The sequence below is a fragment of the Lentzea tibetensis genome (assembly GCF_007845675.1).
GTDB classification, from domain to species: Bacteria; Actinomycetota; Actinomycetes; order Mycobacteriales; family Pseudonocardiaceae; genus Lentzea; species Lentzea tibetensis.
On sequence record NZ_VOBR01000011.1, the window covers coordinates 128830 to 143103 of the forward strand.

Below are 14274 nucleotides of genomic sequence, written 5' to 3' on the forward strand. Positions count from 1 at the left end.
GCTGTGGAGCGCAGCCTTTTCGCGGACGGTCGGGCCGACCCGCAAGAAGCGCGTCGCGGTGCCGGGCGGCCAGCGAAACTTGCGGACCGGCACCCGGTGGAAATTCACTGGCCCGAGTGGTGGAGTTCACGCTGCGCCCTCGCCGGGGAATAAGCTGTGCCACGGGCCTTGCAGAACGCTTGAATCACCAGGTCCGGAGCAGTTGACTTGTCTTGGGGGAGACATCGGGATGATCGTGGAGTTCCGGGTGCTCGGTCCGGTCGATGCCAGCATCGACGGGCGGACCGTCGCGCTGGGGCCGGCCCGCCAGCGGTGCGTGCTGGCGGCGCTGCTCGTCGACGTCAACCGCGTCGTGCTGGTCGACCAGCTGATCGACCGGGTGTGGGGCGAGAACCGGCCGTACCGGGTGCGCGGCACGTTGCACAGCTACCTGTCCCGGCTGCGCAAGGTGCTCGGCGACGACCCGCGGATCACCCAGCAGTCGGGTGGTTACCTGCTCGCCGCCGACGAGTCCACGGTGGACCTGCACCGGTTCCGCAGGCTCGTCGGCGACGCGCGCACCGCGGCCGACGAACGCGCGCTGGTGCTGTTCGAGCAGGCGCTGGAACTCTGGCGCGGTGAGGCGTTCGCCGGTCTCGACGTGCCGTGGCTCGCGCGGGTGCGGGCCGAGCTGGAACGCGAGCGCACCGCGGCGGTGCTCGACCACATCGAGGTCGCGCTGCGACTGGGGCTGCACGCGACGGTGCTGCCGAAGCTGTCCACTGTGGCCGGTGAGAACCCGCTCGACGAACGGCTCGCCGGGCAGCTGATGCTCGCGCTGTACCGCAGCGGGCGGCAGGCCGAGGCGCAGGCGCACTACCAGGTCACCCGCACCCGGCTCGCCGAGGAGCTCGGCACGGACCCGAGCGCGGCGCTGCGCCAGCTGCACCACCAGATCCTCACCGCCGACCCCGCGCTGTCCCCGCCCACCGGCAAGGCGGCGCCGGTCGGCCGGTCGGCCGTACCGCGCCAGCTGCCGCCCCCGCCCGGTTCGTTCATCGGCCGCGAGGACGAACTGGACCAGCTGACCGCGGCGCTCGACGTGCGGGCGGGCTCGACCGTGGTGATCTCCGCGGTGCGCGGCGCGGGCGGCATCGGCAAGACGTGGCTCGTGCTGCAGTGGGCCTACCAGAACCTCGCCCGCTTCCCGGACGGTCAGCTGCACGTGAACCTGCGCGGCTTCGACCCGACCGGGCAGCCCGCGAAGCCGGAGACCGCCCTGCGCGGGTTCCTCGACGCGCTGGGCGTCGAGTCGGCCGCGATCCCGCTCGACCCGGACGCGCAGGGGGCGCTCTACCGCAGCCTCGTCGCCGACCGGCGGATGCTGATCGTGCTGGACAACGCGCGTGACACCAACCAGGTGACGCCGCTGCTGCCCGGCAGCCCCACCTGCACCGTCCTGATCACCAGCCGCAACGCGCTGGCCGGACTCGTCACCACGCAGGGCGCGCGTCCCGTCGCGCTGGACGTGCTCGCCCACGACGACGCGGTGGCGTTGCTGGTCAAGCACCTCGGTACCGCACGGGTCGCGGCCGATCCGGCCGCCACCGACGAGCTGATCCGCCGCTGCGCCGGCCTGCCGCTGGCGCTCGGCATCGTCGCCGGACGGGCCGCGACGCACCCGGACCTCACCCTCGCCGCACTGGCCGAGGAGCTGTGCGACCACGCGGGCAGGCTGGACGCGCTGGACACCGGTGAGGCGATGCTCAACCTGCGCGCGGTCTTCTCCTGGTCCTACGACGCGCTCACCCCGGACGCCGCCGCGCTCTTCGGGCTGCTGGGCCTGGCGCCGGGCCCGGACTTCAGCGTCGCCGCCGCCGCGTCGCTGACCTCGTTGCCGGTCTCGCGGACGGCGGCGCTCATGCGGGAGCTGGAGTCCGCGCACCTCGTGCAGCAGCCGACACCGGGCCGGTTCCGCACGCACGACCTGATGCGGCTCTACGCCACCGAACAGGCCCGGCTCAGCCACACCGAGGAGGGGCTGACCGCGGCGCTGCGCAGGCTCGTCGACCACTACGTGCACACCGGGCACGCCGCCGACAAGCTGCTCAACCCGCACCGCCCGCCCGTCGAGGTCGGCGAACCGGTCGACGGCTCTCAGGTGCAGGTGATGGCGGACCAGGTCGCGGCGCAGAACTGGTTCACCGCCGAACACCCCAACCTGCTCGCCGCTCAGCAGCTCGTCGCCGACCGGGCCTGGCACACCTGTGCCTGGCAGTTGGCGTGGGTCACGCACACCTACCACTGGCGGCGCGGTCAGCTGCACGACAACCTCGCGGTGTGGCGGATCGCGCTGGCCGCCTGCGAGCAGATGGGCGACGTGGAGAGCCAGACCTGGGCCCACCGCCTGCTCGGTTACGCGTGCGTCCGGGTGGGACTGCGCGAGGACGCCATGACGCACCTCAAGCAGGCACTCGCACTGGCGGAACGGACGGATGACATCCGCGGCCAGGCCGACGCCCGCCGAGGGCTGGCGTGGGCATTGGAGCAGCAGGGCGAAGACAGGCTGGCTCTCGAGCACGCCAAACCCGCGCTGGAGCTGTACGAGAAGGTGGGACAGCCCGCGTGGGTGGCGTGGACGCTCAACCAGATGGGCTGGTACGAGGCGAAGCTGGGGGAGTACGAGAACGCCCGCGCCCACTGCGAGGCCGCGCTGGACCTGTACCGCGTGCACACCGACCACCAGGGCGAGGCGAACACGCTGGACAGCCTCGGCTACATCGCGCACCGCACCGGTGAGCTCGGCCGGGCGCTCGACTACTACCAGCAGGCGCTCGCGCTCTTCCGGGACCTCGGCCACACCTACCTCGAAGCCGACACCCTCGACCACCTGGCGCTGACCCAGGTCGAGCTCGGCAGGCTCGAGGCGGCGCGGAGGACCTGGCAGCGGGCACTGGAGCTGTACGAGGCCCAGCACCGCACGACGGCCGCTGAGCGAGTGCGGTCCCACCTCGCTGATACTTCCCCCTGACCTGCGGATTCAAGAATCCTGCAAGGTAATGCCATTCCCCGTGGGCAAGGTGTGCGCGTCGGCCTGACTGGGGGGAAGGCGGCTGTTGTGGGTATGGATGACGCATGCGCTCGTCCGGATGCGATCCGGTTCCGGGTACTGGGTCCGGTGGAGGTGTTCCGGCACGGCGTGCCGGTGCCGGTGACGGCGGACAAGCACCGCGCGCTGCTGGCCGGGCTGCTGTTGCGCGCCAACAGGTTGGTGACCGTGACGCAGCTGGCCGGCTGGCTGTGGGGTGATGAGCCGCCCGCGAACGCGCGCGGCACGATCCAGAACTACGTGGCCCGGCTGCGCCGTTCGCTCGGCGACCGCGGCGAGCTGATCCGCACCGAGGCCTGCGGTTACCTGATCCGGCTGCGGCCGGACCAGCTCGACCTCACCTCGTTCGACGCGCTCGTCGGCGCCGCCGACGCCGAGGGCGATCCGGCCGCCGAGGCGGCGCTGCTGGAGCAGGCGCTCGGCCTGTGGCGCGGCGTACCGCTGAGCAACATCTGCGCGGACGGCCTGACGGGCATCGAGGTGTCCGAGCTCGTCGAACGGATGTTGCTCGTGCGGGAGCGCTACTTCGACGCGCGGCTGCGGCTCGGCACGCACGAGGCGCTGATCCCGGAGCTGCGCGCGATGACCGAGGCGCACCCGTTGCGGGAACGGTTCCGCGCGCAGCTGATCGAAGCCCTCTACCGGTCGGGCAGGCGGGCCGACGCGCTCGACGCGCACCGCTCGGTGGTCCGGCTGCTCGCCGACGAGCTGGGCATCGAGCCGTCCGCCGAACTGCGCGCGCTGCACGGCGTGATGATCACCGGAGCGCAGCCTCCGGTCCGCGTGCCGCGCCCGCGTCGCGCCGAGATCTCGGCCGCACCGGCCCAGCTGCCGTCGGACGTCCGGGGCTTCACCGGTCGCACCGCCGAGATCGCCCGGCTCGACGCGCTGCTCGACGAGGGGGCCACCACCGTCGCGATCGCGGGCACGGCGGGCGTCGGCAAGACAGCGCTCGCGATCAGGTGGGGCCGCCGGGTCGCCGACCGGTTCCCCGACGGGCAGCTGTGGGTGAACCTGCGCGGCTACGACCTGGAGCAGCCGCTCGACCCGAGCCGCGTGCTGGTCAGGTTCCTGCACGCGCTGGGCGTGCCGGGCGAGGACGTGCCCGCGGGGGTGGTGGAGCAGGAGGCGCTCTACCGCGCGCGGCTCGCCGGGAAGCGGATGCTGATCGTGCTCGACAACGCGAGCTCGCCGTCGCAGGTCCGCCCGCTGCTGCCCGGTTCGCCCGGCTGCACGGTGCTCGTGACGAGCCGCGACGAGTTCAGCTGCCTGGTCGAGCGGGACGGCGCCGTGCGCCTGCGGCTCGACGTGCTCGACCACGCCGAGGCCACCGAGCTGCTGAGCACCCTGCTCGGTGCCGGGCCCGCCGACATGATCGCGCTGCACGAGCTGGCTCGCCTGTGCGACCGGCTGCCGCTGGCACTGCGGATCGCGGGCGACCGCATCGCCTCGTCGCCGGGCTACTCGCTGTCCGAGATGGTGGGCGACCTCGCGGCCGACGCGCCGATGGACGCCTTCGCCGCGGGCGACGACCCGCGCACCGCACTGCGGGTCGTGTTCTCCTGGTCCTACCGCGCGCTGCCCGCGGACGCGGCGCTGCTGTTCCGCAGGCTCGGTGCGGTGCCCGGCGCCGGCTTCGAGGCGACCATGTTCGACGCGTTCGTCGCCGCGGCACTGCTGGACAGCACGCCCGTGCGCGCCCAGGAGCTGCTCGACGCGCTCGCCGCGGCGCACCTCGTGGAGCGGCGGTCCGGTGCCCGGTTCACGATGCACGACCTGTTGCAGGCGTACGCGATCGAGCAGGTCGGGATCGAGGACAGTCCGGCCGACACGAAGGCGGCGGCCGCGCGACTCGCCGCGCACTACCGGGCCCTGGCTCAGGAAGCCGTGTTCAACGGCCGGAACAGCGCGACCAGGTCGTCCAGCCGCACCACCGCGAGGCCCGCGATCGCCGCGCACGCCGCGGTCACCGCGATGCCGCCGATCTCGGTCGGCACCGCGGGCCCGGTGATGAGCCCGAGCGCGGCGGCGCAGAGCAACACGGCGTTGCGGATCACGTGGGGCCAGCCGAGCGGCGTCTCGGACGCGCCGAAGCACCGGCACGGCGCCGTCGTGCCCCGGCGCAGCCCGAGCACGATGCCCGCGACGAACGCGGCCAGCAGCAACCCGGCGAGCGCGAAACCCAGCGATCCCGTGTGAGGCAACGCGAGCAGCACGACCGCGGCCGCTTCGGCGGCCGTGGTCAGTGCCGCCGCGGGCCGGATCGCCTTGCCCGGCACCAGTCCGGTCAGCGAGCGCTCGAACTCCCGGTAGGCGCGCATCTTGCTGACGAGCGCGACCAGGAACACGCCGAGCAGCAGCAGCCGGCAGGCAAGCGCCAGGTACACCATCGTCACTCCCTCGCGGTCGACGGGGTGTGCGGCGGGCGGAAAGCGTTGGCCCCCAGTGTTCGGACGAAAGTTCGCCGCCCGCCGCACCCGTCTCAGCCGACTACTGGCACTTGTTGCAGTTGATCCGCTCGTCGTAGCAGCCCGTCTGCCGGCCGGTGTAGTCGTCGTAGCAGCAGTACCGCTCCACCATCCCCAGCCGCGGGAAACCGCTGCCGCAGTGGTATCCGCAGCCGCCGTCCACCCAGATGCAGTAGTAGCGGTCCGCGTGCGCCGTTTCCTTCGGCGCGAGCACCGCGAGGAGCCGGTCGGCCGCTTCGCTGATCAGTCGCATGTGGATCGTTGTCCGTCCTCGGTCAGCAGTAGACGCGTTCGCACGGGTCCGTGCAGTGGGAGATCTCGCCGGTGTAGTCGTCGACGCAGCAGTACTGGCGGCAGAGGTAACAGCCCGACCGGTACCAGACTCCGGTGTAGTAGCAGCGGTAGCGGTCGGCGTGCGCCGTCTCGCTGGGGACGAGCTTGGCGAGCAGCTTGTCGCCGATGGCGGCCATGAACTTCGTCATGTGGTGCGTCCTCTCGTGATCAACTCTTCCGTCCTCCGGAAGCCTGTGGGTGGCGGCTGGTAGCCCTCCGCCTGCATCGAGAACAGCTGCGCGTACAGCCCGTTCCCGATGAGCAACTGGTCATGGGTGCCTTGTTCGGCAACGGATCCGTCGTCCAGCACGACGACGTGGTCGGCATCGCGGATCGTGCCGAGCCGGTGGGAGATCAGCAGGCTCGTGCGACCGGCGCGGTGGGTGCGCAGGCTGGCGTGGATCTCGTGCTCGGCCCGCGCGTCGAGGCCCGAGCTCGGCTCGTCCAGCACCAGCAGGTCGCGCTCGCCGCGCAACAGTGCTCGTGCCAGCGCCAGCCGTTGCCACTGGCCGCCGGAGAGCACGATGCCGGTGTCCGGGTTGTCCTTGTCCGACTCGGAGAAGAAGATGCGGCTCAGCAGCGTGTCGTAGCCGCGCGGCAGCTTCTCCAGCACGGGTGCGATCCCGGCGAGCCGTGCCGCGTGCTCGACCCGGTCGCGATCGTCCATCGCGGACAGGTCGCCGAGCCCGATGTTCTCCGCCGCGGTGAAGTCGTAGCGCACGAAGTCCTGGAACAGCACGCCCATCCTGGCGCGCAGGTCGGCGACCGGGATGTCCCTGATGTCGACGCCGTCCCACGTGATCGAGCCGCGGACCGGGTCGTAGAACCGGCACAGCAGCTTCACCAGCGTGCTCTTGCCCGCGCCGTTCAGCCCGACCAGCGCGGTGGACCTTCCGTGCTCGACGCGCATGGTCACGCCGCGCAGCACCCACGGGTGGTCGTCGCTGTAGCGGAACCACACGTCGCGCAGCTCGATCCCCCTGCGCAACGGCGTGATCGCGACCGGCCGTTCGACGGGCGGCAGATCGGGCTCGAGTCCGCGGATCTCCTCCAGGTACCCGAACATCAGGAGCGCCTCGTGCGCCTGCGTGACGCTGCTGACGAGCCCGACGACCGCGCCCTGCGCGCCCGCCAGCGCCGCGACGAACGCGGTGACGTCGCCGATGGTGATCGCGCCCGAGCTCGCCTGCCACGCCGCCCACACGAGTCCGAGGCCGGAGACCACGGCCCCGATCAGCGACAGCGTCGACTGCGTGTTCAGCACCTTGCGGTCGATCTGCCGCTCGCCGCGTTGCACGACGGCCAGCTCGCCGAGCAGCCGCTCCTTCAGGAACGAGCCGAGCCCGAAGAGCCGGATCTCCTTGGCCGCCTGCGCGTCGGAGATCAGCGAACCGTAGAAGAACTGCTTGCGGCCCGCCGGGCTCAGCCCCGCCCGGATGCGCACCCGTTGCCGGGTCAGGGAGAGCTGGGCCAGCAGCGTCGGCACCGCGGCCACCAGCACGACGAGGACCATCACCGGGCTGATCAGGTACAGCGTCGCGGTGAGGCTGACCAGCACGACCACGTCCCGCGCCAGGCCGAACACGCCGGTGGTGACCGGTGCGAGTGAACGTCCGTTGGCCTGCGCGGCCATGCGGAGCCGGTCGAGGAACGCCGGGTTCTCGAACCTGGCCAGCCCGTCGAAGCCGTTCACCGCGGTGTACAGCTGGTCCTGCAGCAGCAAGTCCACCCGCCTGCCCAGCTCGGCCTGCAGGAACGCGCTGAGCTGCGGCACGACACCGGCGAACAGTCCCGCCCCGGCGAGCCCGGCGCCCAGCACCAGCACCGTCGCGCCCGGCTGGCCGGTCGCCAGCGCGTCGACCAGCAGCTTGGTCAGCCACGCCGCGGTCGCCGGGATCAGTCCGCTGAGGACGGTGAGCACCGCGTAGACGCTCGCCAGCGTTCTCGCCGACCGCCAGCACAGCAGCCACACGACGAGCGCGTGCCGCCACCGCAGCTCGGGCAGCTGGGTTCCGCTCACGCGCGGCTGAGCTGCAGGTCGTGCAGCGAGATCGTCGCGCGCTCGACCGTGCCCGTCTCGTCGATCGCCAGGAACGTGGGGAAGGACTTGACGCCCAGCAGGTTCTCGAGCCCGCTCATGGCCTCGCCGACGACCACGGCCGTCGACCCGGACAGCAGCCTGGTCAGCTCGTCGGCCTGCGGCCCGTCACCGCTGACGAACGCGTAGGCAGGCACGTCCATGTTCGCGAACTCGGGCGCGTGCTCGTGGCACGGCTTGCAGCCCGGCGCGAAGAACCCGACGAGCACGCGCCGCCCGGCCAGGTCGTCCCTGGTGATCGTCCGGCCGTCCACCGTGGACGCGGTGAACTCGGGAATCTGCTGCCCGTTCAGCTCGTTGTCCCGTTCGAACATCGACTGCGCCGCGCTCGGCACGGCGGCGAGCTTCGCGCCGTACTCCCGCAGCCTGCGCAGCACCGCGAACAGCAACAGGATGTTCACCAGGCTCAGCACGACGGCCAGCACGACCCCGGCAACCATGATCCCCACGTCTCGCCCCTCTCTCCGATGACGACGAGAAGTTAGGAACGACCGCCGACGCGGCGCTGTCATCTCGCTACCGCCGCGCGACAGCGGTCGCGTCTACTGTGGGGCGCACGGAGGTGAGGGATGGTCGTGGCGGTGGTCGTCGCGGTCGCGTGCGGCGCGGCGCTGTGGTGGTTGCGGCGCACGTGGGTCGCGGTGAGCGTGGACGGGGACAGCATGGAGCCGACGTACCGGCACGGTGACCGCGTGCTCGTCCGCCGGTGCGGGCCGGCCGGGCTCGCGCTCGGCGCGATCGTCGTCGTGGAGCAGCCGGCGGCCGGTGGTGACGTTCCCGCGCACCTGGTGCGGTTGAACATCAAGCGGCTCGCGGCGTTGCCCGGTGATCCGGTGCCCGCGAGTGTGCGCCCGGTGGTCGATGTGGAGGTCGTGCCGGCCGGAGCGCTCGTGGTGTTGGGCGACAACCCGCGCGGTTGCGATTCGAGGTCGTTGGGGTTTTACCGGTCGGACAGGGTGATGGGTGTGGTCGTGCGGCGGGTCAGCGCAGCCAGCCGCGGCTGAGCGCCACGGTGACCGCCGCCGTGCGGTCGCTGACGTCGAGCTTGCTGAACACGTGCAGCAGGTGGCTCTTCACGGTCGCCTCGCTGACCCGCAGCTCCACGCTGATCGCCGCGTTGGACAGTCCACGCGCGACGAGCCCGAGCACCTCGACCTCGCGCGCGCTGAGCGTCGGCCGTTGCACCGCGCTGACCAGGCGGGTGGCCACCGGCGGCGCGAGCACCGTCTGCCCCCGTGCCGCCGCCCGGACGGCCTCGATGAGGTCGGTGCTCGGCGCGTCCTTCAGCAGGTAGGCGGTCGCACCCGCCTCGATGGCGCGGATGATGTCGCCGTCGGTGTCGAAGGTCGTCAGCACGACGACCCGGCTGCTGGTCTCCGCGACGACCCGCGCGGTCGCCGCGGCGCCGTCGAGCTCGGGCATCTTGAGGTCCATCAGCACGACGTCCGGGTGCAGCTCGGACGCCATCCGCACCGCCTCGGCGCCGGAGCCGCACTCGCCGACCACCTCCAGGTCCGGCTCGGCCTCCAGCAGCGCCCGCAACCCGGCCCGCACCACCGGGTGGTCGTCGGCGACGATCACGCGCACCGCCATCACCCACCTGCCGGAAGTCGCACGAGGACGGTGACCCCGTTGCCGGGTGAGGTGTGGATGTCCAGCGACCCGCCGGCGTGGCGGACGCGGGAGCGCAGGCCGTCCAGCCCGAACCCGCCCGCGAGGCGCGCGGAGGGGGCGAAGCCGCGGCCGTCGTCGGTGACGCTGAGCCGGACGTCGTCGGGGGAGTAGTCCAGCGACACGGACACGGTGGTCGCCTCGGCGTGTTTGCGCACGTTGGCCAGTGCCTCCTGGGTGACGCGGAGCAGCGCCACCTCGCAGTCCGGTGCGAGCCTGCGGTGCTCGCCGGTCGTCGTCATGGTCGCCGCGACGTCCAGTTCGCGGCCGATCCTGCTGGTGAGGCGTTCCAGTGCGGCCGGGAGCGAGGCGCCGTCCAGTTCGGCGGGCGTGAGAGCGGCGACCAGCGAGCGGATCTCGCGGAGGTTCTCGCGGGTCGTCTCCTCGGCGAGCACGAGGTGCTGCTCGCACCGGGACATGTCGCCGTGCAACGCCTTCCGCGCCGCCTGGAGCAGGAGCAGCACGCTCGTCGAGCCCTGCGCCAGCGTGTCGTGCAGGTCCTTGGCCAGCCGTTCCCGTTCGGCGAGCACGCCGGCCTCGTGGCTGACCCGCGCGAGTTCCGCGCGGGTGGTGTCCAGCTCGGCGACCAGCCGGGCGCGTTCGTGGCTCTGCTCGATGATCCTGGTGATCCACAGGCCGAGCAGGATCGACGGGAACAGGCTGATGACGATGAACGACGCCCAGCCGACCGCGTCCTCGGTGAAATCGCCCTGCACCAGCACGACCGCGCCGACCGACAGCGACGTCACCGCCGTCGCGGCGACCGCGCGGCGGGTCGGGAGCAGCGACCAGATCTGGGGGTACAGCGCGAACAACAGCACCGCCATGACGGGCACCAGCGCGTACATCGTGATCGTCAGTGCGATGGCGGCGGCGACGTAGACCTGGCCTTGCGGCTCGCGGTTCAACGCCCGTGCGCCGAATCGCGCGTACGACGCGCACAGCACGGCGAGCAGTGCGAGCACGATCGCCCGCCTGCCACCGGACACCTGGCTGTCCGCGACCACCAGCACGACACCGACCAGCACGAACACGCCGAACGCGAGGTGCCAGCCGATGCGGGTGCGGTCCCAGACGTGAACGGACGTCACCGGCACACTGTGCCTTCAGCGCACCGGGAACGCCAGTGACCACCAGGTGGATTCGGCGATCAGTCGACCGGCTGGCCGGAGAACCGGCCGGTGCGTCGATGCGGGCCGGGCGGCCTGATCGGCACGATTCCCGCCATGGACAGAAAGAAGATCAACGCGGTCCTGGTCATCCTCTCGATGGTGTACGGGGCGGTGGTGGGCACGCTCGCCGCGGTCGGCTCCAGCGCGATGATCCTGGTGGCGATCATCGGGGGTGCGCTGCTCGGCATCAGCTGGGCCAGCGTCGGGTACCTCGCGGCGCAGCAGAAGCGGAGCTGACGCACTTACGGGTGAACAAGGTGGACCTGCTCGTCAACCGATGTTGAGGGCGAGTTCATGTTCGTTCACCCGCAAGGAGTTACCAGATGGTTCTGCGCGACCGCGTCGGCGAGATCGTGGAGAGCGACCGCTTCCAATGGCTGATCATCGGCGTCATCGTGATCAACGCCGTGTCGCTGGGATGCGAGACCTCGCCGGCACTGGTCAGGGAGTACGGCGACGTCCTGACAGCGCTGGATCACAGCGCGCTCGCGGTCTTCGCCTGCGAGCTGCTCGCCCGGCTCTACGCGTTCCGGCTGAGGTTCTTCCGCGACCCGTGGAACTGCTTCGACTTCCTCGTCGTCGCGGTCGCGCTGCTGCCCGCCGCCGGACCGCTGTCGGTGCTGCGGTCGTTGCGCATCCTGCGCGCGCTGCGGCTGGTGGCGATGGTGCCGAGCATGCGCGGGGTGGTCACGGCGCTGGTCAGGTCGATCCCCGGACTGCTGTCGCTGAGCGGGTTGCTGGTGCTGCTGCTGTACGTCGGCGCGGTGATCGCGAACAACCTGTTCCGCGACACCGGGGACGCCCGGTTCGGCGACCTCGGCTCGACCGTGCTGACGCTGTTCCAGATCACCACCGGCGACGGCTGGTCGGACGTCATGCGCGACCTGATGGAACACCAGCCGCTGGCCTGGATCTTCTTCCTCTGCTACCTGCTCATCGGCACGTTCACCATGCTCAACCTGTTCATCGCGGTCGTGTGCAGCGCGATGCAGTCGGCGGTGCCCGCCACGGCGCGCGAGGTCGACGAGATCGTGCTGGAGGAGCTGCGGGCGCTGCGCGACGAGGTGCGCGAGCTGCGGACAGTCCATGTCTGACGGCCGGATCGGAGTTGTCGCCGCCCGCACCGGGCGGCTCGCCGTGCTCGGCGGACCGCTCGAGTTCGCGGCCCGCGAGCACGACGTCCTCTTGCGCGACAGCGGGTCGACCGCCGCCGGTGCTCGCCGCGCCGCCGAGGAACTGATCCTGCGTGACGGTGTCCCTCTCGTCGTGACGCTCGGCGGAACCGACACGCTCCCCGCCGTGGTCGAGGTCTGCGAGCGGCTGCGCACTCCGTGCGTGTCGACCGTGCTGCCGTGGCAGGTGTGGCTCGGCTCGCGCAGTCCGGAGTGGACGTTCCACTTCTGCTGGGGTGTCGACGACATCGCGACGGTGTTCGCGGACATGTGGGAGCTCGTCGCGCCGTCCTGCCGGGTCGGCTGCCTGTGGAACGACGGCCCGCAGGGCGCGGCGTCGCGGCGCTGGTTCGCGCCGGTCGCGGTGGCGCGCGGGCACCAGCTCGTCGACCGGCCGTACCGCGAGCTGTCCGGACGGTTGCCCTCGTTCGGCGACGTGGACGTGGTGACCGGCGCGCCCACCGCGGCGGACCTGGCGGCGTTACCGGGTGCGCCCCGGCTGATCACCTGCTCCCGTTGGCTCACCTACCCGTTCGGCGTCTCGCGGTTCGGGCTCGACGGCGTCGCGACCATCGTGTCGTGGACGCCCACGCACCGGCACGTGTCCTCTGTGGACGGACAGTCGTGCGCCGAGCTGGCCGGGGCGTACGAGTCGGCGACCGGGCGGCCGTGGTTGCAGCCGCTCGGGCTCGCGCACGCGCTGTTCGAGGTCGCCACGCGCGCTTTGGCCGTGGGCGAGGACAAAGAGGGCATCGCCTCGGCATTGCGGACCATGCGGATCGCCACGATCGCCGGTGTGCTCGACTGGACGACCGGCCCGGCGCCGGGTGTGGCGACGGTCGAGCTGGCCGGCGGGCAGTGGCGGGCGGGAGCGGAGCTCGCCGTGGTCTCCACCCGCCGCACCGCCTCCGTCGCCCGCTCCGGCGAGCTGGTCGTCAGGTGACGTTCAGCGTGACCTTGTAGGCCCTGTCGGGGTCGGTGAGCTTGGTGAACTTCCCGTCCCCTCGGGCGTTCGCGTACGCGCCGGTGCCGCCGATCACCGCGACGGGGCAGTCGTCGAACGCCAGCGCCAGCGGCCGGTAGGTGCGCAGGCTCGACAGGTGCAGCTCGCCGTCGGAGAACCGGTAGGTGCTGGTGCAGTGCGCGACGACGGCAGGCGGGAGGTCGACGGTGATCTGCACGATGCCGCAGTGCGAGAAGCCGTCGCCGACCTTCGCGCCGGAGGTGTCCAGCAGCTCACCGCCGCCGACGAAACCCACGCCCAGCGCGGGAACCGCGGGCAGTGACAACACGCTGCGCTTCGCGAACAGCTCCAGCGCGGCCGGGCTCGCCGACGCGGTGAGCGGCAGGCCGGCGGCCAGCAGGGCGATGATCAGCACGAGACGTGACAAGGCGGTCCTCCTCGAGTTCGGTCCTGGCTAAGGTGACGTCTGACCCATCTGCCGCAACGCGATGCGGAACGCGTCCGGTGTCACGGTGGTCGTGCCCGCGAACGGGTGGTCCATGAGGTGCGCGTAGTAGAGCGAGCCCGAGACGAGCATCGCGAAGACGATCACCATGATCGTGTGCGGCATCGGCCGCGGCGCACCGAAGAACAACGCGATGCCCACGACCAGCAGCGCGCCGACGATCAACCCGAACCACAGGTAGCCGGGAATCGACGGCTTCGCCTCGTTCAACCGGTCGCGGCGGGCGCTGTTGATCACGTTGACCCGCTCGATCATGGCGCTGTACAAGGCTTCCTGCTTCGGTGTCTGCGGATCGAGCTGGAGCAGCACCTTGCGCATCCGCTTGGCGACGTCGTCCACGCGCGGGCTCGCCTCGCCGTGCGCGAGCATCGGCCACTCGTCGTCGATGACCTCCCGCGCGTACGTGACGGCGATGTCCTGGAACTCGGCCTTGTCCCGCTCGGAGAACTGCGTCGAGCTGAAGTACAGGCCCGGCAAGGCGTTCGCCTCGACGTAGGTGTTGTCCTTCGCCGCGTTCATGTCCTCCCACACGGCGACGACGACGAACGCGAGGAGGATCGCGTAGAAGGCGCCGACGGCCGCGAAGAAGTGGCCCGACAGCTCGTTGTACGGCACCCGCCGTGCGACCGGCACGATCCGGTCGACGATCAGCACGGCGATGCAGACCGCTCCCGCGGTCAGAGTCACGACCAGCACCACGTCCCACACGATGATCGACGCTAGGCGTGGCCTCGGTGGGACCACCATCCTTCGATCGAGTGCGGCCGCAGCCGTGCGGGTCTCACCGCCATAGCGGAGTCTGA

14 protein-coding genes and 1 pseudogene are annotated in these 14274 nt (G+C 71.4%); 6 read left to right on the top strand and 9 right to left on the bottom strand.

Annotated elements, in window-relative coordinates; translation table 11 throughout:
- Positions 1-229 precede the first annotated feature (229 nt).
- Complete coding sequence (locus FKR81_RS19000) at positions 230-3010, top strand: AfsR/SARP family transcriptional regulator (RefSeq protein WP_146353417.1); 2781 nt, start codon at positions 230-232, stop codon at positions 3008-3010.
- Between the two features lie 93 nt (positions 3011-3103).
- Positions 3104-4519: pseudogene (locus FKR81_RS46010) on the top strand (BTAD domain-containing putative transcriptional regulator); the annotation flags it as partial.
- 446 nt (positions 4520-4965) lie between these two features.
- Here the strand turns inward: FKR81_RS46010 and FKR81_RS46015 are convergent.
- The 5 genes from FKR81_RS46015 to FKR81_RS19030 form a co-directional block, all read right to left on the bottom strand.
- On the bottom strand, positions 4966-5478 hold the full coding sequence (locus tag FKR81_RS46015) for a MauE/DoxX family redox-associated membrane protein (RefSeq protein WP_407936533.1): 513 nt from the start codon (positions 5476-5478) through the stop codon (positions 4966-4968).
- Between the two features lie 100 nt (positions 5479-5578).
- Positions 5579-5809 (bottom strand): hypothetical protein, encoded by a 231-nt coding sequence (locus tag FKR81_RS19015; RefSeq protein WP_146353420.1) that lies wholly within the window; start codon positions 5807-5809, stop codon positions 5579-5581.
- 22 nt (positions 5810-5831) lie between these two features.
- Positions 5832-6038 carry a hypothetical protein gene (locus FKR81_RS19020; protein ID WP_146353421.1) on the bottom strand — a complete coding sequence of 69 codons (207 nt, stop codon included), beginning with the start codon at positions 6036-6038 and terminating at the stop codon, positions 5832-5834.
- Positions 6035-7909: an ABC transporter ATP-binding protein gene (locus FKR81_RS19025; protein WP_146353422.1), complete on the bottom strand. Its 1875-nt coding sequence runs from the start codon at positions 7907-7909 to the stop codon at positions 6035-6037. The genes FKR81_RS19020 and FKR81_RS19025 overlap by 4 nt, the downstream gene beginning before the upstream one ends.
- Complete coding sequence (locus FKR81_RS19030) at positions 7906-8427, bottom strand: TlpA family protein disulfide reductase (protein ID WP_235921644.1); 522 nt, start codon at positions 8425-8427, stop codon at positions 7906-7908. Before FKR81_RS19030 ends, FKR81_RS19025 begins: the two co-directional genes overlap by 4 nt.
- Positions 8428-8556: 129 nt before the next feature.
- On the opposite strand from FKR81_RS19030, the gene FKR81_RS19035 reads away from it, so the two are divergent.
- Complete coding sequence (locus FKR81_RS19035; RefSeq protein ID WP_146353424.1) at positions 8557-8991, top strand: S26 family signal peptidase; 435 nt, start codon at positions 8557-8559, stop codon at positions 8989-8991.
- Here the strand turns inward: FKR81_RS19035 and FKR81_RS19040 are convergent.
- Both FKR81_RS19040 and FKR81_RS19045 read right to left on the bottom strand, forming a co-directional pair.
- A complete protein-coding gene (locus tag FKR81_RS19040; RefSeq protein WP_146353425.1) occupies positions 8969-9580 on the bottom strand; it encodes a response regulator in 612 nt (203 codons plus the stop codon). The two genes, FKR81_RS19035 and FKR81_RS19040, sit on opposite strands and share 23 nt — an antisense overlap.
- On the bottom strand, positions 9580-10749 hold the full coding sequence (locus tag FKR81_RS19045; protein WP_146353426.1) for a sensor histidine kinase: 1170 nt from the start codon (positions 10747-10749) through the stop codon (positions 9580-9582). The genes FKR81_RS19040 and FKR81_RS19045 overlap by 1 nt, the downstream gene beginning before the upstream one ends.
- Positions 10750-10884: 135 nt before the next feature.
- Between FKR81_RS19045 and FKR81_RS19050 the strand changes: the two genes are divergently transcribed.
- The 3 genes from FKR81_RS19050 (at position 10885) to FKR81_RS19060 (ending at position 12945) form a co-directional block, all read left to right on the top strand.
- Positions 10885-11067 (top strand): hypothetical protein, encoded by a 183-nt coding sequence (locus FKR81_RS19050; protein WP_146353427.1) that lies wholly within the window; start codon positions 10885-10887, stop codon positions 11065-11067.
- An 86-nt stretch (positions 11068-11153) separates the two neighbouring features.
- A complete protein-coding gene (locus FKR81_RS19055; protein ID WP_146353428.1) occupies positions 11154-11924 on the top strand; it encodes an ion transporter in 771 nt (256 codons plus the stop codon).
- Positions 11917-12945: an ABC transporter substrate-binding protein gene (locus FKR81_RS19060; protein WP_146353429.1), complete on the top strand. Its 1029-nt coding sequence runs from the start codon at positions 11917-11919 to the stop codon at positions 12943-12945. Before FKR81_RS19055 ends, FKR81_RS19060 begins: the two co-directional genes overlap by 8 nt.
- Here the strand turns inward: FKR81_RS19060 and FKR81_RS19065 are convergent.
- A complete protein-coding gene (locus FKR81_RS19065; RefSeq protein ID WP_146353430.1) occupies positions 12938-13393 on the bottom strand; it encodes a hypothetical protein in 456 nt (151 codons plus the stop codon). The genes FKR81_RS19060 and FKR81_RS19065 overlap by 8 nt on opposite strands.
- 27 nt (positions 13394-13420) lie before the next feature.
- Positions 13421-14179: a bestrophin-like domain gene (locus FKR81_RS19070; protein WP_186763051.1), complete on the bottom strand. Its 759-nt coding sequence runs from the start codon at positions 14177-14179 to the stop codon at positions 13421-13423.
- Positions 14180-14274: the final 95 nt, after the last annotated feature.